At 62.7% G+C, this 24,614-nt stretch carries 25 protein-coding genes; 14 read left to right on the top strand and 11 right to left on the bottom strand.

Annotation, left to right across the window (positions count from 1 at the left end; genetic code table 11):
* Positions 1–88: 88 nt before the first annotated feature.
* On the bottom strand, positions 89–634 hold the full coding sequence (locus K6G35_RS25750) for a carboxymuconolactone decarboxylase family protein (RefSeq protein ID WP_035883663.1): 546 nt from the start codon (positions 632–634) through the stop codon (positions 89–91).
* A gap of 140 nt (positions 635–774) precedes the next feature.
* Between K6G35_RS25750 and K6G35_RS25745 the strand changes: the two genes are divergently transcribed.
* The 3 genes from K6G35_RS25745 to K6G35_RS25735 all read left to right on the top strand — a co-directional run bounded on the left by K6G35_RS25745 (position 775) and on the right by K6G35_RS25735 (position 3,208).
* The gene (locus tag K6G35_RS25745; protein WP_495676544.1) at positions 775–1,644 is read left to right on the top strand and encodes an AraC family transcriptional regulator; all 870 of its coding nucleotides are present in this window, start codon (positions 775–777) and stop codon (positions 1,642–1,644) included.
* A 273-nt stretch (positions 1,645–1,917) separates the two neighbouring features.
* A complete protein-coding gene (locus K6G35_RS25740; protein WP_011519168.1) occupies positions 1,918–2,742 on the top strand; it encodes an IclR family transcriptional regulator in 825 nt (274 codons plus the stop codon).
* 97 nt (positions 2,743–2,839) lie between these two features.
* Positions 2,840–3,208: a 5-carboxymethyl-2-hydroxymuconate Delta-isomerase gene (locus K6G35_RS25735; RefSeq protein WP_286881073.1), complete on the top strand. Its 369-nt coding sequence runs from the start codon at positions 2,840–2,842 to the stop codon at positions 3,206–3,208.
* A gap of 66 nt (positions 3,209–3,274) precedes the next feature.
* Here K6G35_RS25735 and garD read toward each other — a convergent pair whose 3' ends face one another.
* Together garD and K6G35_RS25725 are read right to left on the bottom strand one after the other, a co-directional pair.
* Complete coding sequence (garD, locus tag K6G35_RS25730; RefSeq protein ID WP_008651306.1) at positions 3,275–4,867, bottom strand: galactarate dehydratase; 1,593 nt, start codon at positions 4,865–4,867, stop codon at positions 3,275–3,277.
* 16 nt (positions 4,868–4,883) lie between these two features.
* Positions 4,884–6,245, bottom strand: a complete 1,362-nt coding sequence (locus K6G35_RS25725; RefSeq protein ID WP_008651304.1) for an MFS transporter — start codon at positions 6,243–6,245, stop codon at positions 4,884–4,886.
* A gap of 419 nt (positions 6,246–6,664) precedes the next feature.
* Here K6G35_RS25725 and kdgD point away from each other — a divergent pair, with 419 nt between their 5' ends.
* Positions 6,665–7,579, top strand: a complete 915-nt coding sequence (kdgD, locus tag K6G35_RS25720) for a 5-dehydro-4-deoxyglucarate dehydratase (RefSeq protein WP_008651303.1) — start codon at positions 6,665–6,667, stop codon at positions 7,577–7,579.
* A 138-nt stretch (positions 7,580–7,717) separates the two neighbouring features.
* On the opposite strand, the gene K6G35_RS25715 is transcribed toward kdgD, so the two are convergent.
* Positions 7,718–9,298 carry an isocitrate lyase gene (locus K6G35_RS25715; protein WP_011519171.1) on the bottom strand — a complete coding sequence of 527 codons (1,581 nt, stop codon included), beginning with the start codon at positions 9,296–9,298 and terminating at the stop codon, positions 7,718–7,720.
* A gap of 367 nt (positions 9,299–9,665) precedes the next feature.
* Here K6G35_RS25715 and K6G35_RS25710 point away from each other — a divergent pair, with 367 nt between their 5' ends.
* Positions 9,666–9,788 carry a hypothetical protein gene (locus K6G35_RS25710; RefSeq protein WP_017515412.1) on the top strand — a complete coding sequence of 41 codons (123 nt, stop codon included), beginning with the start codon at positions 9,666–9,668 and terminating at the stop codon, positions 9,786–9,788.
* A gap of 77 nt (positions 9,789–9,865) precedes the next feature.
* Positions 9,866–10,291 carry a cupin domain-containing protein gene (locus tag K6G35_RS25705; RefSeq protein ID WP_495676543.1) on the top strand — a complete coding sequence of 142 codons (426 nt, stop codon included), beginning with the start codon at positions 9,866–9,868 and terminating at the stop codon, positions 10,289–10,291.
* Positions 10,292–10,340: 49 nt separating this feature from the next.
* On the opposite strand, the gene K6G35_RS25700 is transcribed toward K6G35_RS25705, so the two are convergent.
* A complete protein-coding gene (locus K6G35_RS25700) occupies positions 10,341–11,033 on the bottom strand; it encodes an NnrU family protein (RefSeq protein WP_495676542.1) in 693 nt (230 codons plus the stop codon).
* Between the two features lie 87 nt (positions 11,034–11,120).
* On the opposite strand from K6G35_RS25700, the gene K6G35_RS25695 reads away from it, so the two are divergent.
* Positions 11,121–11,627: a GNAT family N-acetyltransferase gene (locus tag K6G35_RS25695; RefSeq protein WP_008651292.1), complete on the top strand. Its 507-nt coding sequence runs from the start codon at positions 11,121–11,123 to the stop codon at positions 11,625–11,627.
* A gap of 239 nt (positions 11,628–11,866) precedes the next feature.
* Positions 11,867–12,859, top strand: coding sequence for an isopenicillin N synthase family dioxygenase (locus tag K6G35_RS25690; RefSeq protein WP_008651291.1), 993 nt, complete (start codon positions 11,867–11,869; stop codon positions 12,857–12,859).
* Between the two features lie 124 nt (positions 12,860–12,983).
* On the opposite strand, the gene K6G35_RS25685 is transcribed toward K6G35_RS25690, so the two are convergent.
* Together K6G35_RS25685 and K6G35_RS25680 are read right to left on the bottom strand one after the other, a co-directional pair.
* Positions 12,984–13,457 carry an HU family DNA-binding protein gene (locus K6G35_RS25685; protein WP_008651289.1) on the bottom strand — a complete coding sequence of 158 codons (474 nt, stop codon included), beginning with the start codon at positions 13,455–13,457 and terminating at the stop codon, positions 12,984–12,986.
* Positions 13,458–13,713: 256 nt separating this feature from the next.
* The gene (locus K6G35_RS25680) at positions 13,714–14,211 is read right to left on the bottom strand and encodes an Mpo1 family 2-hydroxy fatty acid dioxygenase (RefSeq protein ID WP_008651287.1); all 498 of its coding nucleotides are present in this window, start codon (positions 14,209–14,211) and stop codon (positions 13,714–13,716) included.
* 143 nt (positions 14,212–14,354) lie between these two features.
* Between K6G35_RS25680 and K6G35_RS25675 the strand changes: the two genes are divergently transcribed.
* The 3 genes from K6G35_RS25675 (at position 14,355) to K6G35_RS25665 (ending at position 18,009) form a co-directional block, all read left to right on the top strand.
* Positions 14,355–15,233, top strand: coding sequence for an arylamine N-acetyltransferase family protein (locus tag K6G35_RS25675; protein ID WP_008651285.1), 879 nt, complete (start codon positions 14,355–14,357; stop codon positions 15,231–15,233).
* 189 nt (positions 15,234–15,422) lie between these two features.
* Complete coding sequence (locus K6G35_RS25670) at positions 15,423–16,187, top strand: SDR family oxidoreductase (protein ID WP_008651283.1); 765 nt, start codon at positions 15,423–15,425, stop codon at positions 16,185–16,187.
* Between the two features lie 25 nt (positions 16,188–16,212).
* A complete protein-coding gene (locus K6G35_RS25665) occupies positions 16,213–18,009 on the top strand; it encodes a class I adenylate-forming enzyme family protein (protein ID WP_008651280.1) in 1,797 nt (598 codons plus the stop codon).
* Between the two features lie 65 nt (positions 18,010–18,074).
* On the opposite strand, the gene K6G35_RS25660 is transcribed toward K6G35_RS25665, so the two are convergent.
* The 3 genes from K6G35_RS25660 to K6G35_RS25650 form a co-directional block, all read right to left on the bottom strand.
* Complete coding sequence (locus K6G35_RS25660) at positions 18,075–18,551, bottom strand: CreA family protein (RefSeq protein ID WP_035883672.1); 477 nt, start codon at positions 18,549–18,551, stop codon at positions 18,075–18,077.
* Positions 18,552–18,558: 7 nt separating this feature from the next.
* Positions 18,559–19,044: an acyl-CoA thioesterase gene (locus K6G35_RS25655; protein WP_008651273.1), complete on the bottom strand. Its 486-nt coding sequence runs from the start codon at positions 19,042–19,044 to the stop codon at positions 18,559–18,561.
* A gap of 154 nt (positions 19,045–19,198) precedes the next feature.
* Positions 19,199–19,480, bottom strand: a complete 282-nt coding sequence (locus K6G35_RS25650) for an HU family DNA-binding protein (protein ID WP_008651272.1) — start codon at positions 19,478–19,480, stop codon at positions 19,199–19,201.
* A 551-nt stretch (positions 19,481–20,031) separates the two neighbouring features.
* Here K6G35_RS25650 and K6G35_RS25645 point away from each other — a divergent pair.
* Both K6G35_RS25645 and K6G35_RS25640 read left to right on the top strand, forming a co-directional pair.
* On the top strand, positions 20,032–21,234 hold the full coding sequence (locus tag K6G35_RS25645) for an ammonium transporter (RefSeq protein ID WP_008651266.1): 1,203 nt from the start codon (positions 20,032–20,034) through the stop codon (positions 21,232–21,234).
* A 241-nt stretch (positions 21,235–21,475) separates the two neighbouring features.
* Positions 21,476–22,342, top strand: a complete 867-nt coding sequence (locus K6G35_RS25640) for a mechanosensitive ion channel family protein (RefSeq protein ID WP_008651264.1) — start codon at positions 21,476–21,478, stop codon at positions 22,340–22,342.
* 30 nt (positions 22,343–22,372) lie between these two features.
* Here the strand turns inward: K6G35_RS25640 and K6G35_RS25635 are convergent, their stop codons facing one another.
* Positions 22,373–23,599: a Bcr/CflA family multidrug efflux MFS transporter gene (locus K6G35_RS25635; RefSeq protein ID WP_008651261.1), complete on the bottom strand. Its 1,227-nt coding sequence runs from the start codon at positions 23,597–23,599 to the stop codon at positions 22,373–22,375.
* Between the two features lie 260 nt (positions 23,600–23,859).
* Here K6G35_RS25635 and K6G35_RS25630 point away from each other — a divergent pair, with 260 nt between their 5' ends.
* Positions 23,860–24,438, top strand: a complete 579-nt coding sequence (locus K6G35_RS25630) for a hypothetical protein (protein WP_008651259.1) — start codon at positions 23,860–23,862, stop codon at positions 24,436–24,438.
* Positions 24,439–24,614: the final 176 nt, after the last annotated feature.

The raw sequence follows: 24,614 nt of genomic DNA, 5'->3' as shown, positions 1-24,614 counted from the left end.
AAGGGCCGCAAGCAATTGCGGCCCTTTTTTCATTGGCTTTCAGCCTCGCGCGCCATCAGGGCAATCTCGGCGCAACCTCAACGCAACCTCAACGCGCAATCAGCTTCACGCCCGGGAAATCCACCGGCACGTTGAACACCACGTTGACGTAGTTCGTGAACAGGTTCAATGCGACGTGTGCCAGGATCTCGACAATCTCTTCGTCGCTGAAACCGACCTGGCGTAGCGATGCCACGTCGGTGTCGCTAAGCTGGCCGCGCGCTTCCACGACCTTCACCGCGAACCCCAGCGCGGCAGCCGTCTTCGGTTCGTTCGACAACCCAGCCTGGGCGGCTGCCATCTCCTCGGCCGATGCGCCCGCCTTGCGGCCCAGCGCCGTATGCGCGGCCAGACAGTATTCGCAGCGATTGCGGTCGGCAACGGCCACGGCGATCTTCTCGCCCAGTTGCGCCGAGATCGTGCCACCGCCGAGCGCGCCGAAGCTCCCCCACATCGACTGCAGCGCTGCCGGCGAGTTGGCCACGGCGCGGAACATATTGGGTACGACGCCGAACGCGGTCTGGATCTGTTCGATGGCAGCCACGCTTGCGGCCGGAGCGGTGTGTTGGTCTAGGAGGGGAACACGTGCGGTCATGATGAAGCTCCTTTCTGGATGGTAAGTGGAGGGGTACTGGGAACTGGACGGGCTGTACCGTCCATGGGCTCCACTATGCCGCCGGGCGCAAAACGATCGGATACCATACGTCCACGAAACATACCAATTCATCCATCAAAATGTCCCACCCGATCGAAGCCACCCCTGACCGCCTCTCCGGCTTGCTGGAACGCTTCCGCGTTCGCGCCCACCTGTTCCATACCGGGGCGCTCTGCGGGATCAGCCGGTTCGACGTGAAGGAGCGCGGCTTCCTGCACGTGCTGCGCGAAGGCCATTTGACGCTCTCGCACTCGGCCCGTGGCCTGCCCCGGCGCATGGAGATCCGCGGGCCGTCTCTGCTGTTCTATCCGCGGCACGTCGTCCACACCTTCCACAATCCACCGATCGAAGGCTCGCAGTTCACCTGCGCCACACTCGAGTTCGCCGGAGGTGCGATGAACCCGGTTGCGAGGGCCCTGCCCCCGCTGGTCGTGTTGCCGCTGGCGCGGGTCGAGGGGCTGGATGCCGCGCTATCGCTGCTATTCGCCGAGACCGCACGTGTCCGCTGCGGCCAGCGGCTGCTGGCAGACCGCTTGTTCGAAGTCGTGCTGATCCAGCTACTGCGCTGGATGCTCGACCATCCGGCCGATGCAGGCATTCAGGCGGGCTTGATCACCGGACTTTCAGATCCGCGACTGGCCCGCGCATTGGTGGCGATGCACGAAGCACCTGGCGAGACCTGGAACCTGGACCGCATGGCGTCCTGTGCCGGCATGTCGCGCAGCGCCTTCGCCTCCGCCTTTCGCGAAATCGTGGGACAGACGCCTGCCGATTACCTGGCGGGCTGGCGTATCAGCCTGGCACAGGCGCGGCTACGTGATGGCGTGCCGATCAAGCTGCTGGCCAACGAACTGGGGTATGCCAACCCCTCTGCGCTGTCGCGTGTTTTCGCGGCCAAAGTCGGCAAATCGCCACGGGAATGGCTGCAGGCGCAAGCCTCCGAGCACTAGATTCATCGATTAAATTCTGCAATGCAGAATTACGGTTCCGCGCTGCGGTTGACAATTGCCGAGTATCGGTGGGACGATGCGACTCATCGAATACCGGTGAGTCATCAACGCCGGACGCCTTACCCGGAGACATCATGCGTAGTACCGCAGTACCCGCGAACCGTTCTGGTCTCGCGTCTTTCCCCCTTTTCGCAACACCACGCCTGCTCGCAGGCACCACCATCCAGGCGAAGCTGCACGTGCAACTTGCCACGGGCAAAGAGTGAGCACGCCATGGAAGATGTGATCGAAATGGCGGAGATCGCCGCCGCACCCAAGGAAAGCAAACGCAAGGAAGACCGCCATTTCGTGACCGCGCTGGCGCGTGGCCTGGATGTGCTGGCGTGCTTTCGTGCCTTCGACAGCGAGCTTGGCAATGCCGAACTCGCCAAGCGCTGTGGCCTGCCGAAATCGACGATTTCGCGCCTGACCCACACGTTGACCGAACTTGGCTACCTCCAGGCCCTGACGGACCCCGTGCGTTACCGCCTGGGCAGTTCCGCACTGGCGCTGGCGCCCGCCGCGCAGCAGGGCGCAGAGGTCCTGGCGGTGGCGCGGCCCTACATGCAGGAATTGGCGGATTTGTCGCAAGGCGTCGCCTCGCTGATCGTGCGCGACCGCGGACGTATGCTGGTATTCGAGAACTGCCAGTCCGAGACCTACCTGACTCTGCGCGTCGCCGTGGGAAGCCGCGTATCGGGGCTCAATACGGCAGCAGGCCGTGCCTACCTGGTGGCATTGCCGCCAGCCGAGCAGCGTCAGGCGCTGACGGCATTCCGCACGGACGAGAAGGTCGCCCCTGCCGAAGCCGAAGCCATCCTCGCGAACAGCCGTGACGAGCAACGCCGGCTTGGCTGCACCACGTCGTTTGGCGAATGGCTGCCCGACATCAATTCGATCGCCCACGCGTTCCGGCCGGGTCCCTCATTGCCCCCGATGACGCTGAGCTGCAGTGGTCCCAATGCGATCGTGCCGCCAGCCCATCTGCTGGAGAAAGTGCGTCCGCTGCTGCGTGACCATATCCGCAAGATCGAAGCGGCGTTCGGCGTCACACGGTAACGGAGCGCAACACTGACGGGATGGGAAACGGATGCGGGCACGCCGCACCGGAATGCCGTACGATGCGGGTTTCCCGCCATCAACCGGACCCGGTTCCATGCCCCATCTCGTCATCGAACTCACGGAAAACACCCGTCTGACCTGCTCTCAAGAGGAGCTGCTCGACGAGGCGAACGCCGCGCTGCTGTCCAGCGGCCAATTCCAGGAACCCGATATCAAGTCGCGCTGCGTGACGCTCTCCACCTATCGCCAGGGAACGGAGAACGTGGACCGCGCGTTCGTCCACGCCACGCTGCAGATCCTGGACGGCCGTGATCAGGCTGTGCGCAAGGAACTCGGCCAGCTGGTGTGCAATGCGATCTCGGAAATGGTCCGCCCCGGCGCATCAGCGCAAAGCGTTCAGGTGTCTGTGAACGTCGTGGAAATGGAGCGCGCGACGTACTCCAAGCAGATCGTTGGCGGCTAAGGCTGGCGATCTTTCACCTCTCTCCCGCCTGCGGGAGAGAGGCGACACCCCTCAACAAACCACCACTCAGGTCACTGGCGCCGGATTGAACAGCGCCAGCGCGTTGTGCAGCTTGTGGTGCTCGGCCCAGGTCTGCTTGCGGCCGCTGGCCACGTCGATCATCAGGTGGAACAACTCCCAGCCCACATCCTCGATCGTGGCTTCGCCGGTTGCGATGCGGCCTGCGTTCACGTCCATCAGGTCGTGCCAGCGGCGCGCCAGATCGCTGCGCGTTGCGACCTTGATCACGGGCACCTCGGCCAGTCCGTACGGCGTGCCGCGCCCCGTCGTGAAGATGTGCAGGTTCATGCCGGCAGCCAGTTGCAGCGTGCCACAGATGAAATCGCTGGCCGGAGTTGCCGCGTAGATCAGGCCCTTCTGCTTGACCTTCTCGCCTGGTGACACCACGCCTGAGATCGGCGCGCTGCCCGACTTGACGATCGAACCCATGGCCTTTTCCACGATATTCGACAGGCCACCCTTCTTGTTGCCTGGCGTCGTGTTGGCGCTGCGATCGACGCGACCACGGTCCAGATAGCGGTCGTACCAGTCCATTTCCCGAATCATCGCTTCGGCCACCTCGGGGGTAGCGGCGCGGGCGGTGAGCTGGTCAATACCATCGCGAACCTCGGTCACTTCCGAGAACATCACGGTCGCGCCGGCGCGCACGAGCAGGTCTGTGGCAAAGCCGACGGCCGGATTGGCCGTCACGCCGGAGAACGCATCGCTACCACCGCACTGCACGCCCACCACCAGTTCCGACACGGGCACCGTCTCGCGCTTGCGGGCATTGAGGGTCTGCAGATGGGTCTCGGCCATCGCCATGATCGAGTCGATCATCGACGCGAAACCCACGTGCTTGTCGTCCTGCAAGCAAACCACGCCCACCTGCACCTCGCCGGCGCCGGTCTGGATCGGGATTGTGCCCGGCGGCATCAGGCGTTCCGGCTGCAGCTTCTCGCAACCCAGGCTCACCATCATGGCGGTGCCGCCGAAGTTCGGATTCAGCGCGATATTGCGCAGCGTGCGGATCGGCACGATCGCGTCGGGCGCGTCGATCGCCACGCCGCAGCCATAGGTATGCTCGAGGCCGATCACGTCGTCGACGTTCGGATAGCGCGGCAGCAGCTCGGTCTTGATCCGGTGCACCGCGTGCTCCACTACGCCGGACACGCACTGCACCGTGGTCGTGATCGCCAGAATGTTGCGCGTGCCGACCGATCCGTCCGGATTGCGGAAACCCTCGAACGTATAGCCTTCCAGCGGCGGCAGCGGCTCGGGCACGCGTGTGCCGATCGGCAGATCGGTCAGTCCCGGCGCGGTTGGCATTTCGATCACACGCTCGTTGACCCACGCGCCGCGCGGCAGGTCCTGCAAGGCGTAGCCAATGGTCACGTTGTAGCGCGTGACCGCGTCACCTTTCTTCAAGTCCACCAGCGCCACTTTGTGGCCCTGCGGCACACGCTCCACGAGCGTCAGGCCGCACGGGAATACCGAGCCCGCTGGCAGCCCGCCGTCGTTGGCGACGATGGCCACGTTGTCGTTGGCGTGAATGCGGATGTAGAGCGGCGCGCGTTCGGCGGCCTGGCCCTGCGCGTTTTGTACCGACAAGTCCGACATGTTGGGGATTCCTTCCTTATTGGGGGTGCTTCAGCTCGACGCGGCGAATGTCCTTGACGATCACCAGATAGCTCAGCACGGTGACCAGGGCATTGATGCCCACGAACACCAGCGCGCCGTTGAACGAGCCTGTCGCGCTCAGGATATAGCCGATCACGATCGGCGTCACAATGCCGGCGATATTGCCGAACGTGTTGAAGATGCTGCCCGCCAGGCCGATCACTTCCTTGGGCGCAGTGTCAGCCACCACGGCCCAGCCCAGCGCGCCGATGCCCTTGCCGAAGAACGCGAGCGCCATGATGCCCACCACCAGCCATTCGGCATCCACGTAGTTGCAGGCGATCATGGACACCGACAGCAACATGCCCGCCACGATCGGCACCTTGCGGGCAATGGTCAGCGAGTAGCCGCGGCGCAGCAAGTGGTCGGAGATCACGCCGCCCAGCACGCCGCCGAGAAAACCGCAGATGGCCGGCAGGGACGCGACGAAACCCGCCTTCAGGATCGACATGCCGCGCGCTTGCACCAGGTACACCGGAAACCACGTGAGGAAGAAGTACGTCAGCACGTTGATGCAGTACTGGCCCAGATAGACCCCGGCCAGCATCCGGTTCGACAGCAACTGCCGGGCATAGAACCAGCCAGCAGGATTGGCGCCCTGCTTTGACTTGCCTGCCCCTTCATTCATGTGAATCAGGCCACCGCCCTGCTCGATGTGCTCAAGTTCCGCGCGATTCACAGCCGGATGCGTAACCGGGCTGCGCATGACCTTGAGCCAGAGCATCGCCAGCAGCATGCCCATGATGCCCATCCACAGGTAGACGTGATGCCAGCCCATGCTGTGAACGATCCACGCCATCAGCGGCGTGAACACCACGGCGGCGAAATATTGCGCGGCGTTGAAGATGGCCGACGCGGTGCCCCGCTCGGCGGTCGGGAACCAGCTTGCCACCACCTTTGCATTGGCCGGGAATGCCGGGGACTCGGCCAGGCCCACGGCGAAACGCAGCATGAAGAGCGCCGTCATCGTTGCTCCCATCGAGGCGAAGATGCCGACCCACCCCTGCAGCAGCGTGAAGAATGACCAGAGGAAGATGCTCACGGCATAGATGCGCCGGGCGCCAAAGCGATCGAGCAGCCAGCCGCCAGGAATCTGCGCCATCACGTACGACCAGCTGAAGGCCGAGAAGATATAGCCCATCTGGACGGCCGAGAAACCGAATTCCTCGCGCATCGCGGGCCCGGTAATCGACAGCGTGGCACGATCCGCGTAGTTGACCGTAGTCACGATGAAAATCAGCGCGAGAATCCAGTAACGGACATTGGTGCGCCGCGCGGTGGATGCAGCGGCAGCGCCTGTGGTGGGGGTGGCATTCATGAGAGGTCTCCTCACAGCCCTGGTTCCTGGATGCGGGAGTGCTTCTGGACCGGCTTGAGATATGTCGTCATACGACTGGAATTATAAGAACGAGGCTCGGATGAATGCAGTGCGCGTTTACCCCTACTCCGCGCAATCTCCGACTCCGTAGTCCGACACATATCGCCCTCTTTCAGCCTGGTTGCGGGCTCTCAGGGCAATTCGCTCTTCAGGCCGTCACTTTCCATTTGACCGCCGGCACGCTTCCGAAGCAATCAAACCCGGGGTTTTCCCTCGAACTTCCCTGTCGATGCTTGCGCGCTTTTCGCTATAGTTGTACGATGACTTATCTCGAAGCCATCGACCAGATGGAACGAGGCCATAACCCACCTTGTTCCCCACCAACCGCCATCTGCCATGTGGCGATCAGGAAGCGTGACATGACTACACCGCAAGAACTCAAGCAGATCATCTCGGAAGGCCTGCTCTCTTTCCCTATCACCGATTTCGACGCGCAAGGCAACTTCCGCCCCGATACCTATATCGAGCGCCTGGAATGGCTGGCGCCCTACGGTGCGTCGGCGCTGTTCGCCGCCGGCGGCACGGGTGAGTTCTTCTCGCTGACGCAGCAGGACTATTCGAACGTGATCCGCACCGCGGTAGAAACCTGCCGGGGCAAGGTGCCCATTCTTGCCGGTGCCGGTGGCCCGACCCGCGTGGCGATCGAATACGCGAAGGAAGCCGAGCGCCTGGGTGCCCACGGCGTGCTGCTGATGCCGCACTACCTGACCGAAGCCAGCGAAGAAGGCATCGCCAACCACATCGAAGAGGTTTGCAAGGCGCTGAAAATCGGCGTGATCGTCTACAACCGCGCGAACTCCCGCATCGGCGCCGACCTGCTGGAACGCGTGGTCGACCGCTGCCCCAACCTGATCGGCTTCAAGGACGGCGTGGGCGAGATCGAGGCGATGGTGCGTGTTCGCCGCAAGCTTGGTGACCGGCTCGCATACCTGGGCGGCCTGCCTACCGCCGAAGTCTATGCCGCCGCCTACAAGGCGCTGGGCGTGCCCGTCTATTCGTCGGCCGTGTTCAACTTCATCCCGAAGACCGCGATGGAGTTTTACCGCGCGATTGCCGCTGACGACCATGCCACGGTGGGTCGCCTGATCGACGATTTCTTCCTGCCGTACCTGGACATCCGCAATCGCAAACAAGGCTACGCGGTGTCGATCGTCAAGGCTGGCGCCAAGCTGGTTGGCCACGATGCCGGTCCGGTGCGCGCGCCGCTGACCGATCTGACCGAAGACGAAATGGCACGGCTGGATGCGCTGATCCGCAAGCTCGGACCGCAGTAAGTTTCTCAGGTCGTCACGTTGAGAGTTTGGACAGAGCCGATTCGTCGGCTCTTTTTTTTACGCGTCGCCAAATAAAAAAACGCCAACCCGCGAAGGGTTGGCGTTCTGCCTGAAGCTTGCTTAGGAGTACGACCCAGATCAGAACTGGTTCATCGTGTTGTCCTTGCCAGCCGCCTTCAGGGCAGCTTCGCCGCTGAAGTATTCCTTGTGGTCGTCACCGATGTCCGAGCCGGACATGTTCTGGTGCTTGACGCAGGCGATACCCTGACGGATTTCCTTGCGCTGCACGCCAGCCACGTAGCCCAGCATGCCCTGGTCGCCGAAGTATTCCTTGGCCAGGTTGTCGGTCGACAGCGCAGCGGTGTGGTACGTCGGCAGCGTGATCAGGTGGTGGAAGATACCGGCTTCACGCGATGCATCGGCCTGGAACGTGCGGATCTTCTCGTCAGCGATCTTGGCCAGTTCGCTGTCGTCGTATTCCACGCTCATCAGCTGGGTGCGCTCGTATGCCGACACGTCCTTGCCCGCGGCCTTCATCGCGTCGTAGGCCTGCTGGCGGAAGTTCAGGGTCCAGTTGAACGACGGGCTGTTGTTGTACACCAGCTTGGCGTTCGGGATGACCTTGCGGATTTCGCTGACCATGCCACCGATCTGGGCGATATGCGGCTTTTCAGTTTCGATCCACAGCAGGTCGGCGCCGTTTTGCAGTGCGGTCACGCAATCCAGCACGCAGCGTGCTTCGCCCGTGCCGGCACGGAACTGGAACAGGTTGCTCGGCAGACGCTTCGGACGCAGCAGCTTGCCGTCGCGCTTGATGATGACATCACCGTTGCCCAGTTGGTCGGCCGACAGTTCCTCGCAATCCAGGAACGAGTTGTACTGGTCGCCCAGGTCGCCCGGGGTGGCGGTCACGGCGATCTGCTTGGTCAGGCCTGCGCCCAGCGAATCGGTACGGGCCACGATGACGCCGTCGTCCACGCCCAGTTCGAGGAAGGCGTAGCGGATCGCGCGGATCTTGGCCAGGAAGTCCTCGTGCGGCACGGTGACCTTGCCATCCTGGTGGCCGCACTGCTTCTCGTCGGACACCTGGTTTTCGATCTGGATGCAGCATGCACCGGCTTCGATGAACTGCTTGGCCAGCAGGTACGTCGCTTCGGCATTGCCGAAACCAGCGTCGATGTCGGCGATGATGGGCACCACGTGGGTGACGTGGTTGTCGATCTTTTCCTGGATGGCGGCCTTGGCGGCACCGGTGGCGGCATCCAGTTCGCGGAACAGGCCGCCCAGTTCACGGGCGTCAGCCTGGCGCAGGAACGTGTACAGCTCGCGAATCAGCGCGCTGACCGAGGTCTTTTCGTGCATCGACTGGTCCGGCAGCGGGCCGAACTCCGAGCGCAGCGCAGCGACCATCCAGCCCGACAGGTAGAGGTAGCGACGCTCGGTGCTCTTGAAGTGCTTCTTGATGGAAATCATCTTCTGCTGGCCGATGAAACCGTGCCAGCAACCCAGCGACTGGGTGTACTTGGAAGGATTCGCATCATAGGCGGCCATGTCGGCGCGCATGATCTTGGCGGTGTACTTGGCGATGTCCAGACCCGTCTTGAACTTGTTCTGGGCACGCATCCGAGCGGCATACTCGGGGTTGATGGCATTCCACGCGCTGCCGTGTTGCTCTTTCAAACCAGCAACTGCCTTGATGTCGTCTTGATACTGAGCCATACGAATTTCCTAAGAATGAAGCGTGTTTGAAGAAGTGTTTGCCTGTGCCGCTACGGGTGTCGAAGCAAGCAGCGTGGAAATAATTGTAGGGGGTTTTTGATGCATCGCGACAAGGTCTTATATAAGACATAAGAGTTAATTTATCCTTATATTTCAAAGAGATAAACTCCATTTTTTGCGATGTGGAACGAGTTTTCGGAGAACGAAAAGAACCCGGCGCTGGAATTTTCCCGAGATTTCGCAATATGAAATGTGCTTTCAGTTCCCGGGGAAAGGGTCGCCGCAGATGACTGGCGCACTGATATAGATGCATCTGGGTCCTTCAGACGCAGTTGAAGGACGGCGTCATGCGCCAGCGGAGATGTCGATGCTCCGTGCGAGAATCCTTGTGCTTGCCGATCAGAGCCACATGACGCGGCACTTCTCGAAGACATTCGGACTGACGCCAGGGCGCTGGCTGCAGGTCGCCGGGTACATGCAACGCGGCTGAGCACACCCACGATCGTTCAATACCGTCGCGCGGATCGTGCGTAAGCTCGAATCGTCAACATTTGAGCGGAGAGAACGATGCCCCAAGCCCCCAAACATCCCACCATGCATGCCGATCGTGGCCAGTGCCGGGCCATCGACCTGATCGACAAGATCGCGCTGATCGACGGTCACTGGCAACCGCGCGTCGTCGCTGAAATGAACGAATATCAGTTCAAGGTCGTGAAGGTCGAGGGCGAATTCCAGTGGCACCGCCATGCCGACACCGACGAAACCTTCATCGTCCTGGAAGGAGAACTGCGCATCGACTTCCGGGCGGGACCCACGGGCGACGGGTCGATCGTGCTGCGTGCCGGGCAGATGGCCGTGGTGCCGAAGGGCGTCGAGCACAAGCCCTGCGCGAACGCGGAAGTCAAACTGCTGCTGATCGAGCCGCGAGGCGTGGTGAACACGGGTGACGGTGCGACGGGCGAGCGTACCGTCGAGAATGACCAGTGGATTTGACGCCCCCCGGTCTCTGCCGGGGCGCTACGTTGTCGCAACGACGTCGCGACTACAGCCACCGCCAGATACCCGCCGCAATCCCGGCGAGCGGCAGATGGGCCCAGGTCGCCGCGAGCCAGACGATAAGCCCACCCAGAAGCGCGTGCGAGCCAAATCCGGCCGGCCGGGCCCGGCCGGCGACGATCGCCGCAAATGGCAGATAGCTCGTCTTGGCCTCCCAGTCCGGCCAACGGTCTGGCAGCAGCCGTTCCTTTTTCTGGTCCTGCAATGCGGCACCCACCAGGGCGAGCACGATCATTGCCAGCGCGACCACGATGTTCCTCGTCACCGGATACACAGCGATATGGCACACGCCCCAAAGCGTGAAGGCCCACATCATCGGATGACGCGTTACCGCAAACACGCCGCGCGCAGCCTCCGGGAAGGCGCCCGGGCGGCCAACTGTGGGCAACGCCGGATTTCGGATCAGGGATCCCATCAGCAGGATCGAGGCGATCAGCATGACCACCGTCACCACCGCCCAGATGCCGTCGCCAGCCACCCATAGCGGTGACGAGACCGGCGCTCGCTTGTAGGTCATCACCATCCACCCAAGCGTCAGGAAGGCGACCAGCGAATAGATGCCGAGAAACCCCTTTTCGCCGACCACGCGAACCAGCGGTCCCCGCAACGGATGGGACAGCAGGAAATGACTGCCCACAAAGGCGACTGACGCCACCACCACCGCACCAATGCTTCCCATTGCCCGCCTCCCACGATCTGGATGATTGGTTGACCGTATTGCAGTATGGTTGATGTCCACCGCGAGAGCATCAATGAGGAAAACTGCATGACCATCTCCGTCCGGACCGAGCGTCCCGAGGATGTTGAAACCATCGCCCAACTCACGGAAGCGGCGTTCAGGGACGAGCCCCACTCGAGCCACACCGAAGCCTTCATCATCAACGGCTTGCGTCGTGCCGGATGCCTGACGCTCTCGCTGGTAGCGGAGGATGAAAGCGGGGTCGTCGGCCACGTTGCAGCCTCGCCCGTCACCATTTCCTCCGGCGATTCGGGCTGGCATGGCATTGGGCCAGTCTCGGTATCGCCAGATCGGCAGCGCAGGGGCATTGGCTCGGTGCTGATGCTGGCGGCACTTGATGAATTGCGGCGCCTTGGCGGACGCGGTTGCGTCGTGCTGGGTGATCCGGCCTATTACGGCAGATTCGGCTTCCAGGCCGATTCCCGGCTGGTATTGCCCGGCGTACCGCAGGAGTATTTCCAGACCCTTGCCTTCGGGCCTGACGTGCCGGTGGGCACCGTGCGCTATCACGATGCATTCGACGCCACGGAGTAACCGTCGGCCGCGCCAATCTGGTGAATCGGGCCGCGTGCCGGCTGGCCCGAATCCTGCGTCACCTACGATCGAAGAGTAGAAGCGTTCAACCGCCCCGCCCTTTCCAGGCATCGGGGCGGCAGGAAATTGCTCTTGAGTTCCGTGTCCATCCCGGAAGTCGAGAGCCGCATTGCCGCGATATGCGTGTGTCTTGCTTCCGGGATGGACCGATCGGCCCACATTCCCGAACCAGGACACCCATGACCAACGCCACACTTCCCCTCCACGAGCTTGCCCGCGAATCACGCATGGGCGCCCACGGCTCCGAAACCGACACGCGCGAGATCCGCTGCATCGACCTGTCGGACTTCGACACCCGCAAGCCCGAGATTGCCGATCAGCTCTGGCGTGCCGCCACCGACATCGGCTTCTTCCAACTGCGGCACCACGGTATCGACCTGGCCGCCATACGGCAGGCTTTTGCCATGGCCGAGCAGTTCTTCGCACTGCCGGAGACGGTAAAAGCCCGGTATCCATTGCAGAAAGCCAACAACGCGGGCTGGGAATCGCGCGCGCAGGTAAGGCCATCCACCGGCACGCCGGACCAGAAGGAGTCCTATCAGATCACGCGCCCGCACATGGCGCCACTCTGGCCTTCGGAGGCCGAACTGCCCGGGTTCCGGCAGACGATGCTCGAGTTCGAGGCGCAATGCTGGAATGTGGGAATGAAAGTGCTGTCCTGCTTCGCCGACAGACTCGGCTTCGACACCGACTTCTTCTCGCGCGCGCATGACCCGGTCGCGCCGGATTACCAGAGCACGCTACGGCTGCTGCATTACTACGCGATTCCACCCGAGGCGCAGGACAAGCTCGACCTGTGGCGCGCCGGCGCCCATACCGATTTCGACTGCCTGACGCTGCTATTCCAGCGCGAAGGCCAGGGTGGTCTGCAGGTGTGTCCCGGCAAGGAGATGGATGCCCAGGCCTGGACCCCGATCGCGCCGATCGAGGACGTGGTCACCTGCAACATCGGGGACATGCTGATGCGCTGGAGCGACGACCGCCTGCCATCGAACTTCCATCGCGTCCGGAATCCCGCACCGGGAGAGTACATGGGCCCGCGCCACAGCCTTGCGTTCTTCTGCCAGGCCAACCGCGATACGGTGATCGAAGGGCCGTCGAAGCGGTATCCGGCGATTACGGCAGGTGATTTCCTTCGGCAAAGGGTCGCGGCGAACTTCAAGGCTTACTGATGTATTGATCCCGCCCGATCCCGCCCGCCCAACAAAAAACCCCGGGCCTTTCGGGCACGGGGTTTCAAGTCGCCCGGCGCCGAGCAATCGGCACCGGACTGACGACTACCAAAGATGCGGGCGATCAGGCCGCAGCGTCCTTCAGCTTCTTCAGCGGACGCACCTTGACCTTGACGCTGGCCGGCTTGGCCGGGAACCAACGCTCTTCGCCAGTGAACGGATCCTTGCCGAAGCGCTTCTTCTTGGCCGGCACTTGCTGTGCGGTCACCTTCAGCAGGCCCGGCAGCGTGAATTCGCCAGCACCCTTCTTGTTCAGTGCGCTGACGATGGTGTTTTCGAGGTGTGCCAGCACCGTCTTCACGGCCTTGGCTTCCAGTTGGGTCTGGGCTACCAGGTGAGCGACCAGGCTCGACTTGTTGAAGGTGTCCTTCAGCGGCTTCGGAGTCGGCGCGGCAGCGGCGGGAGCAGCCTTCTTGGCCGGAGCGGCCTTCTTGGCAGCAGCCTTCACAGGTGCCTTCACGGGTGCCTTGGGTGCCGCGGCCTTCTTGGCAGCGGGCTTGGTTGCGGTCTTCGCGGTCGGTTTCGCTTTGGTCGCCATGTCTATATACGAGAGTTGAAGATAGTGTGCCGGCCGATCGCAACGTTTGGCATGTTGCTGAACGTCAGTGCCGGTACGCACTGAATCATAGCGGAAACAGCCAGAAGTAAAGGGGTTTTCGTACATGCCGCAGGGCAAACCAAGTGAAAACCCCGTGTTTTGTAGCTGGTTTGCATCAGCAAACACGCTGCGGAGCGTTACGTCCCCCCACTTTCGCATTCCGCGAGCGTCGCGCGACGGCGCGTTTTCGGGTCATTCAATGCGCGTGCGCCAGCATCGCATCGCGCGTTTCACGCGCCAGGCCAAGCGCGAAAGCCGTCTCCGCGACGAGGAAAAGCGGCCCCACCAGCAGACCAACCAGATCGTCGACGAACGCCGGCTTGCGACCTTCGAAGTAATGCCCGACGAACTGGATGACCCAGCCCGCGACGAACAGACCGATGCCCGATGCCAGCCACCCGGCCGTCGGCAACGCTGCAAGCCATGCGCCGGCCCACACGAAAAACGCCAGAATCACGGCCATTACCACGCCGAAGGCGAACGACAGGCGCAGGTAAAACAGGCACGAAAGCGCGTAGACGATCATCGCCGGCGTCAGGTATCGAGCGCCGTCACCGAGCGGCAGCGCGGGCCGGCCAAGCAGCGCCGTCACGGCCAGGACGATCATCGGGATGCCGATGAAATGCGTCACGACATTGCGGGTATCACGGTGATAGGCAGCGTAGTTCGACAGGTGATCGATCAGGGTTTTCACGGGCGTCTCCGTAGTTTTTTTATGCTTTGGCGCAAGGTTCGCATCGCGGCCGTTGCGGCCTTATAGTAGTCACGTCCCGTGCGATTCGGTAGCGTTCCCCCTTCCGTTCGAGCGCCCCCACTAATTCCCGCCAGCCCCCCACAATGCTTGCCGCCGACGAAATCCCCGCTCTCCACCCCGACCAGTTGTGCGCCTGGCTGCGACGTATCGACATCGCAGAGGTTCCCGACGCCCCTACGCTACCGCTGCTGAACACGCTGATCGCGGCGCAACTCGCGCATATCCCGTTCGAGAATCTCGATGCGCTGCTGGGCCGCCGCGTGTCGATCGATCTGCCCTCGGTATTCGAGAAACTCGTCGCGCAGGGCCGCGGCGGCTACTGCTTCGAACAGAACACCCTGCTCTGCGCCGGCCTCAAGGCACTCGGTTATGCGGTGACGCCGCTTGCCGCGCGCGTGCGCTGGCATGTGCCGGAAGCCACGCCGACGGGGCTGTCGCACATGCTCCTGCGCGTGGAAGTGGCGCACGAAAGCTATATCGCCGATGTGGGCTTCGGCGGGCCGACGCCGGACCGCGCCCTGTCGCTATCGCTGCCGCAGGATGAAAACACGCCCTATCGCCTGCAACCCTCCCCGGCGAACGCGCTGACGGGTACGGGTTTTCACTGCCTGGATCTGATGGTGCCCGACATCAGCGACGACGCTTCGGGTTGGCAACCGATCTACCGTTTCGACCTGACCCCGCAGCCCTGGATCGATTTCATCCCGCGCAACTGGTACGTCTCCACGCATCCAGACAGCCACTTCACTCGTACGCTGATGGCCGCGCGTACCGACGGCGACACCCGGCTCGCGCTCGCCAATGGCAACCTGAGCGAACGCTCGCCCGACGGCAGCGTGCGAAAAACCGTGCTGGCGTCAGCCGACGCCGTGATCGACACGCTGGCTACGCGCTTCCAGATCCGGCTCGATCCCGCCTTGCGCGCCGCGCTGGCGGCACGGCTGCCAGCGGTGCTCGGATAGAGGCCCGGTCGCCATTCCGCGCAGCGGCACACGCCATGCATCGCGTGAATTGCCCGCAGAAAGTTTGCTGATACAGGCATCCTGGCACCGTTTTCGTTATGGACTGAGTCCTGGCGCCTGCCCATAATGTCCCGGCCAATCACCCATCCAGACAGCGGCAATGACCGCTGTCAAACAACAGGAGACGCCATGTCATTGTTCGATCTGTCGGGCAAGGTAGCCATCATTACCGGTTCTTCGCGCGGCATCGGCCGGGCCATCGCCGAGCAGCTTGCCATCCAGGGCGCGAAGGTCGTCGTCTCCTCGCGCAAGATCGAGGCCTGCCAGGAAGTCGTCGACGCCATCAACGCCAAGCACGGCGCGGGTACCGCGCTGGCCGTGGCCGCCAATATCTCGTCGAAGGATGCACTGCAGCATCTGGTGGACGAAACCAATCGCGTCTACGGCAAGGTCGACGTACTGGTCTGCAACGCGGCATCGAACCCCTACTACGGCCCGATGAGTGGCGTGAGCGACGAGCAGTTCCGCAAGGTGCTCGATAACAACGTGATCTCGAACCACTGGCTGATCCAGATGGTGGCGCCGCAGATGATCGAACGCCGCGAGGGCTCGATCATCATCGTGTCGTCGATCGGTGGCCTGCGCGGCTCGCCCACGATCGGTGTCTACAACGTGTCCAAGGCCGCCGATTTCCAGCTGGCCCGCAATCTGGCCGTGGAGTTCGGGCCGCACAATGTCCGCGTAAACTGCATTGCCCCGGGCCTGATCAAGACCGATTTCGCACGTGCCCTCTGGGAAGATCCGGTGCGTTACAAGCAATCCACCGAGAACGCGCCGCTGCGCCGCATCGGCGAACCGGTGGAAATCGCGGGCGCGGCCTGCTATCTGGCTTCTGCCGCCAGCACGTTCATGACGGGCCAGGCACTGGTTGTTGACGGGGGCGTTACCATCTGACGATTGTTTTTGCGGGAGGCCATGCATGTCGCAACAACCGCAGCAACAGCAGCACCAACAGCACACGCAGCAATCCCGGCCGCCGGAGGCCGGAGCCGGCCAATGGCCGGTCATGTCCCTGGCCGAAGCGCACGCCCGGCTGACCGCGCCGGGCGCGCCGTTCGAAACCGAGACGCGTGTGATCCGGGGCATCCCGACCACGGTCTGGAAGAATGCGCCACCAACGCTGCGCGATCTTTTTTTGATCGCCGCAGCCTGGGGCGACAAGACCTTCGTGGTCTACGAAGAGGAGCGCGTCAGCTATCGCGCGTTCGCGCAGGCGTCCACGACACTGGCCCAGCAACTGGTACGCGACGGTATCCACAAGGGCGACCGCGTGGCCGTGGCCATGCGCAACTTGCCCGAGTGGCCGGTGGCGTTCTACGCGGCGATTCTCGCCGGCGCCATCGTCACCCCGCTCAATGCGTGGTGGACCGGTCCCGAGCTGGAATATGGTCTGGCCGATTCGGGAAGCCGCATTGCCATCGTCGATTACGAACGGCTGGATCGCATCACGGAGCATCTGGCAGCCTGCCCCGATCTCGAACGGATCTACGTCGTGCGCGCGCCAGCCAATGCAACCTTCGACGACCCGCGTATCGTGCCGCTGGCATCGGTGATCGGTGAATCGGATGCATGGCCGGCCCTCCCCTCGCAATCGCTCCCGGTCGTCCCGCTGGATCCTGACGATGACGTGACGATCTTCTATACGTCCGGCACCACGGGTAAGCCGAAAGGCGCCGTCGGCACGCACCGCAATGCCTGCACGGTGGCCGTGTGCGCGCAGTTCAGCCCGCTGCGCAACCTGCTGCGCCGTGGCGAGCCGGTGCCGGAACCGAATCCGGACGCCCCACAGAAAGGGGGATTGCTGGCGGTACCGTTCTTTCACGTCACCGGCTGCATGTCCATCCTGAATGGCACGCTCGCCACCGGCGGGAAGATCGTGCTGCTCTATCGCTGGGACACGCTGCGCGCCATGGAACTGATTCAGGCAGAGCGCTGCACCGGAGCGGGTGGCGTGCCGACCATCGCGTGGCAGATTCTGGAGCACCCTCAGCGCGGCGAGTTCGATCTGTCGTCGCTCGAGAACATGAACTACGGTGGGGCCCCCGCCTCACCAGAACTCGTGCGCCGGATCAAGGAGGTATTCCCACATGCCGCACCGGGCATTGGCTGGGGTATGACGGAAACGTCGGCCACGTTCACGAGCCACAGTGCCGAGGAATACGTCCATCGTCCCGACAGCGCCGGCCCGGCGCTGCCGATCTGCGAGATGAAGATCGACGACGGATTCGGCCGGGCACTACCGCCCGGCGAGGTCGGTGAGTTGCTGGTGCGCGGCGCCAATGTGGTCCACAGCTACTGGAACAAGCCCGAGGCAACCGCGAAGACCTTCGTCGACGGATGGCTGCACACCGGCGACGTGGCGCGTATCGACGAGGACGGATTCCTCTATATCGTCGACCGCATGAAGGACATGCTGATCCGTGGCGGCGAGAACATCTACTGCATCGAGGTGGAAAGCACGCTATACGATCATCCGGCCATCATGGATGCGGCGGTAGTAGGCATTCCGCACCGCACGCTGGGGGAGGAACCCGGCGCGGTGGTCAGCCTGAAGCCTGGCATGAAGGCAACCGAGGCCGAGCTGCAGGAGTTCGTGCGCGCGCGTCTGGCGGCCTTCAAGGTGCCGGTGCGCGTGATCGTGCTGGAGGAGATGCTGCCGCGGAATCCGAACGGGAAAATCCTGAAGTCGAACCTCAGGAAGCTGTTCGCGGCTTGATTGTCTGAGGTTACGCCCCCCCTCCCTCACGCGGGAGAGGGGGGGAAAACCTCGGTGTCTGAATATCACTTCACCGGAATCGGCGTCCCCGCCGGCACCGGCACGGCAGTGACCGAGTTCTGCGGGCTGCCGGACACGATCCGATCCGAATACGTCAGATAAACCAGCGTATTGCGCTTGCGGTCCACCGCGCGCACCACGTGCAGCGTCTTGAACAGGATCGACATGCGCTCGGAGAACACATCCTCCTGCGCCTTCATCGGACCCTTGAACGTGATCGGCCCCACCTGGCGGCAGGCGATCGACGCCTCTGGCGGATCTTCGGCCATGCCGAACGTGCCCTTGATGCCGCCGGTCCGGGCGCGCGAGACGTAGCAGGTCACCCCGTCGACTTGCGGATCGTCGTAAGCCTCGATAACGACCTTGTCCGATCCCGTCATGCGGAAATTGGTGGAAACACTGCCGATTTCTTCAGCCTGTGCCGCGCAGGCAAGCATACCGAAGGCAAGGCCCGCGGCCATGCCGATACGAAGTCTGGTCATGTCGGGGTCAGGGCGTAGCGCCCTTGATTTCGTCGTGGCGACGTTCCATTTCCTGGCGCAGCGCGCGTCTCTGCTTGGCGGCTTCAAAACGCTGGCGCTCCACTTCGTCACGCGGCTGCAGCGGCGGCACCTCGGCCGGCGCACCATTGTCGTCGACGGCGACCATTGTGAAGTAGCAGCTATTGGTATGGCGCACGACCTTGCTGCGGATATTCTCGGTCACGACCTTGATACCGATCTCCATCGAGCTGCGGCCCGTAAAGTTGACGGCAGCCAGGAACGTCACGAGTTCGCCCACGTGGATCGGCTGGCGGAACATCACCTGGTCCACCGACAGCGTAACCACGTAGCGGCCGGCATAGCGGCTGGCGCAGGCGTAGGCCACCATATCGAGGTATTTCAGGATCGTGCCGCCGTGGACATTGCCGGAGAAATTGGCCATGTCCGGCGTCATCAGCACGGTCATGGAAAGCTGGTGGGACAAATCGTTCATCGCAGGAAATCCAGATTCGGGCATTCAGGCGCCGGCAGTGTAACTCGCCGCGTGCGTGAATGGGAGCCCGGCCCACCCCAGCCATGCAAGAAACTTCCGACAAAAGAAAAGCGGCCCCACAGGCCGCTTTCTTTGCTTCTCAGACGCGATGTGCTTACTTCTTCTTGTTCACAGCGTCCTTGAAACCCTGACCTGCCGAAAACTTCACAGTCTTGGCCGCAGGAATCTTGATCGTTTCGCCGGTGCGCGGATTACGACCGGTGCGGGCAGCACGTTTGCCCGAGCTGAAGCTGCCAAAACCCACCAGAGTGACAGAGTCGCCCTTGGCCACTGCCTTCTTGATACTGTCCAGCGCAGCGTTCAGCGCGCGCTCGGCGGCGGCGTTGCTGAGTTCTGCTTCCGCGGCGATGGCCGATACCAGTTCACCTTTATTCATGGCTGATTTCCCTTGTTGGTCGTCGTCACCGGACTTTTACCGCATGGCAGAAGTCCGATCGGCGCAGTCTAATCTGCCCTTTGTGCCTTGGGCAATCCCCAGTGGCACCAATGCAACGAAAACTGCCGGAAATCGTTCTGTGGCAAGACTTAGCGGGCGTTCTCCCCCTCTATTCCGAGAATCGAAACGTCACTTTTTGCGGCTGTCCGGCATACCGAATATCGCGCGTTGACATTCCCGGAGAAATTGCCGTACCCGTCACTGGAACACTCGCCCCCCATTTACCAGGTACCAATCCCCCGCAGACTCAACAGCGCCCAGTTCAGGTGCAATGCACCGTTTCGGGTCTGCTTTGACAACACAACGTGCGCCATCACGGCGCATTTGCACCTCATTCCCTCTTTTTGGGCGTTGGCATGCCACGACTCAGAGTGGCCCGAAACGCCATCCAAGTGCCACGCGCACTGAGTTTGCGCGGTTTTTCGGCGTTCATGCCCAGATCTGGAACGGCTTTTGCATACCCATGCTCCCATTTTGAGCATGGGGCAACGATGGACAACTTGAAAACCGGTACGGATGCAATGTTCATCCTGCTTGGCGCAATCCTGGTGCTAGCCATGCACGCGGGGTTCGCATTCCTGGAGCTTGGCACCGTCCGCAAGAAAAATCAGGTCAATGCCCTGGTCAAGATCCTGGTCGATTTCGCGGTCTCGACGATTTCATACTTTTTTATCGGTTATACGGTCGCCTACGGCGTGCAATTCATGTCCGGGGCAGATGTACTGGCGCAAAAAAGCGGCTATGAGCTGGTGAAGTTCTTCTTTCTGGCCACATTTGCGGCGGCCATCCCGGCGATTATCTCGGGCGGTATTGCCGAGCGCTCGCGATTTAACCCGCAACTGGCAGCTACATTCGTGCTGGTCGGTTTCGTCTACCCCTTCTTCGAAGGCATCGCGTGGAACAACCGATTCGGCATCCAGGACTGGATCGCCTCCGTGACCGGTGCGCCGTTCCATGATTTCGCCGGCTCGGTGGTGGTCCACGCTGTCGGCGGCTGGATCGCGCTGCCGGCGGTGCTGCTGCTGGGCGCGCGCCGCGGCCGCTATCAGAAGGATGGCCGCATCAGCGCGCACCCGCCCTCGAATATTCCGTTCCTCGCGCTGGGCGCCTGGGTACTGGCGGTGGGCTGGTTCGGCTTCAATGTGATGAGCGCGCAGACCGTCGACAAGATCAGCGGCCTTGTCGCCATCAACTCGCTGATGGCAATGGCGGGTGGCACGCTGGCCGCGTGGTGGGCCGGCCGCAACGATCCCGGCTTTGCGTATAACGGTCCCCTGGCAGGCCTGGTCGCCGTTTGCGCGGGCTCGGACCTGATGCATCCGCTGGGCGCGCTGATTACCGGTGCGGTTGCTGGCGTGCTGTTCGTTCATCTGTTTACGCTGGCGCAGAACAAGTGGCACATCGACGACGTGCTTGGTGTCTGGCCCCTGCACGGCCTGTGCGGCGCCTGGGGCGGCATCGCCGCAGGCATCTTCGGCAGCCACGCGCTTGGCGGCATTGGCGGCGTCTCGATCGTGGCCCAGTTCATCGGCACGACCATGGGGATCGTGATTGCCCTGGTGGGCGGCACCGTGGTCTACGGCACGCTGAAGAAGGTCGTCGGCATTCGCCTGGATGCCGAGGAGGAGTACAACGGCGCCGACCTGACGCTGCACCGCATCTCCGCCACACCGGAGCGTGAAACGAGCTGGTAATCGAAACGCTTGCAGTCTCGAATCGCCCCAAATAAAACGGCCGGAATCATCCGGCCGTTTTACTTTGTGTTCACAAAGATTAACTTGAACTTTGATCTCGACGCGCCCAATAATGCCCTTGGGCTCCCGAAGCAACGCCGACACAGGCGTGTCTTGCAGCCCTGGCACCATCCACACCGATTTGCGCAGATTCTGCAGTGCCTGATTTTCACTTTTCCATAAAGAATTGGAGCGTGCCCCTATGGATACTTCTTCGTTGCAAAGCATCCGCGATGTGATTTATGGCTATGCCACTGTTTTCGGCGTCAAGATCCTTGCCGCCCTCGCCTTCTGGGTGGTCGGCCGCTGGCTGATTCATTTCGTGGTGCGCATGGTCCAGAATTCGCTGGCCAGGCAAAAGGTAGACCCGACGCTGCTGCGCTACGTTGGCTCGATCGTTACCGTGACGCTGAATGTCGTGCTGGTCATCGGCATCCTCGGCTACTTCGGCATCCAGACTACGACGTTCGCGGCACTGATCGCCGCAGCCGGTGTTGCTATCGGTATGGCCTGGTCTGGCCTGATGTCGAACTTCGCGGCCGGCGCGTTCCTGGTGGTCCTGCGTCCGTTCAAGGTCGGAGATTTTGTATCCGTCGGTGGTGTCACCGGCACGGTGCGCGAGATCGGCCTGTTCTCCACCACGCTAGACACGCCTGACAACGTCATGACGGTCGTCGGCAACAACAAGATCTTCAGCGACACGATCCAGAATTTCTCGGCCAATGCGTTCCGCCGGGTCGATTTGAAGGCGCAACTTGCCGGGTCGACTGACGTGGCAGCCGCCACGGCTTTGCTCAAGGAAAAGATCGCGGCCATTCCGAACGTGCTGACCGAACCGCCCGTCGATGTCGAGATCCTGGAATTCACACTGGTTGGCCCGGTCCTGGCCGTCCGCCCCTACTGCCATACCGATCACTACTGGCAGGTCTATTTCGATACCAACCGCACGATTCGCGACAGCTTCGGCCAGGCGGGCTTCCAGGCGCCGATGCCGGCCCAGGTCGTGGTGATGCAGAACGCGCCGGCCGTATCGGTGGCATCGGGCGCGCCGGCAAACCAGGCGGCCTGAGCCTGATTGAGCCAGGCAAGCTCGGCGGGATCAGGTTGCGGATTGGGAGCGCTGCCGCATACCTGCCCGCCCGTAGAGACGCAGCACGACCGCGCCGCTGCCGCAGACCGCCATGACAACGGCCAGCGGCAGCGCGGTGCCATCGTGCCAGAGGCTGACCGCCGCGCCTGCCAGCGTGCCAAAGCCGAACTGCAACGTGCCCATCAGCGCCGAAGCCGTGCCGGCGCGATGACTCTGGTGGGATAGTGCCAAGGCCGAGGCGTTCGGCGTGATGCAGCCAAGGCCCGACAGGAATACGAAGAAGCAGACCAGCAGTACCGGAAGCGTTGTCCAGCCGATCAGGGCTGTGCCGGCCAGGACGAGACCTGCCACGCAAGGCGCGAACAGCGCCACGCGCAACACATCGTCAAGCGCGCGAGCGCGGACCAGGCGGGTATTGACCTGCGACATGCCGATCAGGCCAAACGCATTCGCCCCGAAAACAAAGCCGTAGTGGGAGGGATCGATGCCATGCAGTTCGATCAGCACAAACGGCGACCCCGCAATATAGGCGAACATGCCGCCCTGCACGCATCCCGCCGCCAGCGAATAGCCAAGAAATTCGCGATCGCGCAGCAACTCCCAGTAACTGCGCAGCACTGCAACCGGATGCAGTGTCCGGCGGCGCTGCACGTCGAGCGACTCCTCCATGCGCGCGTGGACGAACCACAGCAGCAGCACCGCTGCGCCACAGTGAATCCAGAAGATCGCACGCCAGCCGGAAGCCGCCAGCACCGCGCCACCAATCAGCGGCGCCAGGATCGGCGCCAGGCCCATCACGAGCATCAGCGAGGAGTACGCCCGCGCCGACTCATGGGCTTCCATCCGGTCTCGAATCACCGCGCGCGAGACCACCAGGCCGGTACAGCCACCGAGCGCCTGCAGGAACCGCCAGAGCATCAACGAATCGACGGTCGACGCCATCGCACAGCCTGCGGCCGCCGCGCCATAGATCGTGAGTCCGACGTACAGCGGCGGCTTGCGGCCGAAGCGATCGCTGATCGGGCCGTAAAACGCCTGCCCTATCGCCAGCCCAACCAGAAACGTGCCGAGCGTCAGCTGCACCTGTCCGATGTCGGTATGCAGATCCGCTGCCAACGTCGGAAAGCTCGGCAGGTACATATCGATGGACAGCGGCGCGATGGCGGTCAGCGACGCGCAAATCAGAAGCCAGAGGGGAAAACGGGAGGACGATGGCACGCCCTTGGTCGACGTCATGAAAGGGTTCCGGAAACGCAAGGCGCAATTGTTGCACAGCCTGCAAATGCGCACCGGCCCACGCGTCGGGGAAGCAAGGATGTTGGCACCGATCGGCCGGCAACCCACCACCGGTGCGGAACATTGTTGGACTGGCTTTCACGCGCGCCGGGGTGGAGGGTACAATGCCTGCCTGTCGGCTCGGATGTTGCACCGACCACGCAGTCAGACGCATCGCGGGAGACGGATCACGGGAACCGTCCCCGGCACCGTTATCCTGCATGACCATACGATACAAGCCGTTAATTGCCTCGCTGAGCCTGGTTGCGATCGCAGCCCTGCCGCCGTTGCCCGCATGGGCCGCGCCGGGCAGGCCGACCGCGACGCTGGCTCCGTCTTCCGCGCCCGTGGCGGTGGACGAAGCCGACGCCCTGGCGAGAATGCTCAAGGGTGCCGCCACCGGCCAGAACACGGGCGCCGCCGGCGTGCCGGAGCTACTGCGCAATACCAATCGCCCTGACAGCGTGCTGGCGCGCGCCTGCCGCCAGCTCAACGATGCGCTGCCGATCGAGATCGACGGAGAGACTCGCCTGCGGCGCTGTCAGTCGGTTCCAGGCAAGCACATCCTGTTTCAGCTGGAACTGACCAACTACCGTGGCCCGATGCTCGACCTCGCCAGCTTCGAGGTCAACTACGCGGCACCGCTACAGCGCAACATCTGCGCCAATCGCGACGTCGAGATCCTGACCAAGCTCGGCATCAGCATGATGTTCCGCTACATGACTCGCAACGATCGCGGCGAGCGGCGGGTCGGCGACGTCTATATCAACGCCCCGATCTGCACCGCCGCGTTGCGATAACCCGTTTCAAACAAGTACCACACGCCAACATGCAGGCGGATTCGGCATCGGCCAGAGGTCCATCCTAGAACCGATGCTGCCGTGGTCGCTTCGCGCGAAGATGCCATGGAGTGTCAGGTCGCAGCCCGGGCGAATATGGCGCCACGGCATGGCTGGAAAGAGGCCGGTCTCCCCTT

The organism is Cupriavidus sp. HY129 (assembly GCF_059492215.1).
Note: the sequence above shows the minus strand (reverse complement) of the source record. Positions and strands in the feature narration are given on the sequence as shown.

Coding starts and splice junctions, on each gene's coding strand:
- K6G35_RS25750 (WP_035883663.1), bottom strand. CDS start 634: ATGACCGCACGTGTTCCCCTCCTAGACCAACACACCGCTCCGGCCGCA.
- K6G35_RS25745 (WP_495676544.1), top strand. CDS start 775: ATGTCCCACCCGATCGAAGCCACCCCTGACCGCCTCTCCGGCTTGCTG.
- K6G35_RS25740 (WP_011519168.1), top strand. CDS start 1,918: ATGGAAGATGTGATCGAAATGGCGGAGATCGCCGCCGCACCCAAGGAA.
- K6G35_RS25735 (WP_286881073.1), top strand. CDS start 2,840: ATGCCCCATCTCGTCATCGAACTCACGGAAAACACCCGTCTGACCTGC.
- garD (WP_008651306.1), bottom strand. CDS start 4,867: ATGTCGGACTTGTCGGTACAAAACGCGCAGGGCCAGGCCGCCGAACGC.
- K6G35_RS25725 (WP_008651304.1), bottom strand. CDS start 6,245: ATGAATGCCACCCCCACCACAGGCGCTGCCGCTGCATCCACCGCGCGG.
- kdgD (WP_008651303.1), top strand. CDS start 6,665: ATGACTACACCGCAAGAACTCAAGCAGATCATCTCGGAAGGCCTGCTC.
- K6G35_RS25715 (WP_011519171.1), bottom strand. CDS start 9,298: ATGGCTCAGTATCAAGACGACATCAAGGCAGTTGCTGGTTTGAAAGAG.
- K6G35_RS25710 (WP_017515412.1), top strand. CDS start 9,666: ATGCTCCGTGCGAGAATCCTTGTGCTTGCCGATCAGAGCCACATGACG.
- K6G35_RS25705 (WP_495676543.1), top strand. CDS start 9,866: ATGCCCCAAGCCCCCAAACATCCCACCATGCATGCCGATCGTGGCCAG.
- K6G35_RS25700 (WP_495676542.1), bottom strand. CDS start 11,033: ATGGGAAGCATTGGTGCGGTGGTGGTGGCGTCAGTCGCCTTTGTGGGC.
- K6G35_RS25695 (WP_008651292.1), top strand. CDS start 11,121: ATGACCATCTCCGTCCGGACCGAGCGTCCCGAGGATGTTGAAACCATC.
- K6G35_RS25690 (WP_008651291.1), top strand. CDS start 11,867: ATGACCAACGCCACACTTCCCCTCCACGAGCTTGCCCGCGAATCACGC.
- K6G35_RS25685 (WP_008651289.1), bottom strand. CDS start 13,457: ATGGCGACCAAAGCGAAACCGACCGCGAAGACCGCAACCAAGCCCGCT.
- K6G35_RS25675 (WP_008651285.1), top strand. CDS start 14,355: ATGCTTGCCGCCGACGAAATCCCCGCTCTCCACCCCGACCAGTTGTGC.
- K6G35_RS25670 (WP_008651283.1), top strand. CDS start 15,423: ATGTCATTGTTCGATCTGTCGGGCAAGGTAGCCATCATTACCGGTTCT.
- K6G35_RS25665 (WP_008651280.1), top strand. CDS start 16,213: ATGTCGCAACAACCGCAGCAACAGCAGCACCAACAGCACACGCAGCAA.
- K6G35_RS25660 (WP_035883672.1), bottom strand. CDS start 18,551: ATGACCAGACTTCGTATCGGCATGGCCGCGGGCCTTGCCTTCGGTATG.
- K6G35_RS25655 (WP_008651273.1), bottom strand. CDS start 19,044: ATGAACGATTTGTCCCACCAGCTTTCCATGACCGTGCTGATGACGCCG.
- K6G35_RS25650 (WP_008651272.1), bottom strand. CDS start 19,480: ATGAATAAAGGTGAACTGGTATCGGCCATCGCCGCGGAAGCAGAACTC.
- K6G35_RS25645 (WP_008651266.1), top strand. CDS start 20,032: ATGGACAACTTGAAAACCGGTACGGATGCAATGTTCATCCTGCTTGGC.
- K6G35_RS25640 (WP_008651264.1), top strand. CDS start 21,476: ATGGATACTTCTTCGTTGCAAAGCATCCGCGATGTGATTTATGGCTAT.
- K6G35_RS25635 (WP_008651261.1), bottom strand. CDS start 23,599: ATGACGTCGACCAAGGGCGTGCCATCGTCCTCCCGTTTTCCCCTCTGG.
- K6G35_RS25630 (WP_008651259.1), top strand. CDS start 23,860: ATGACCATACGATACAAGCCGTTAATTGCCTCGCTGAGCCTGGTTGCG.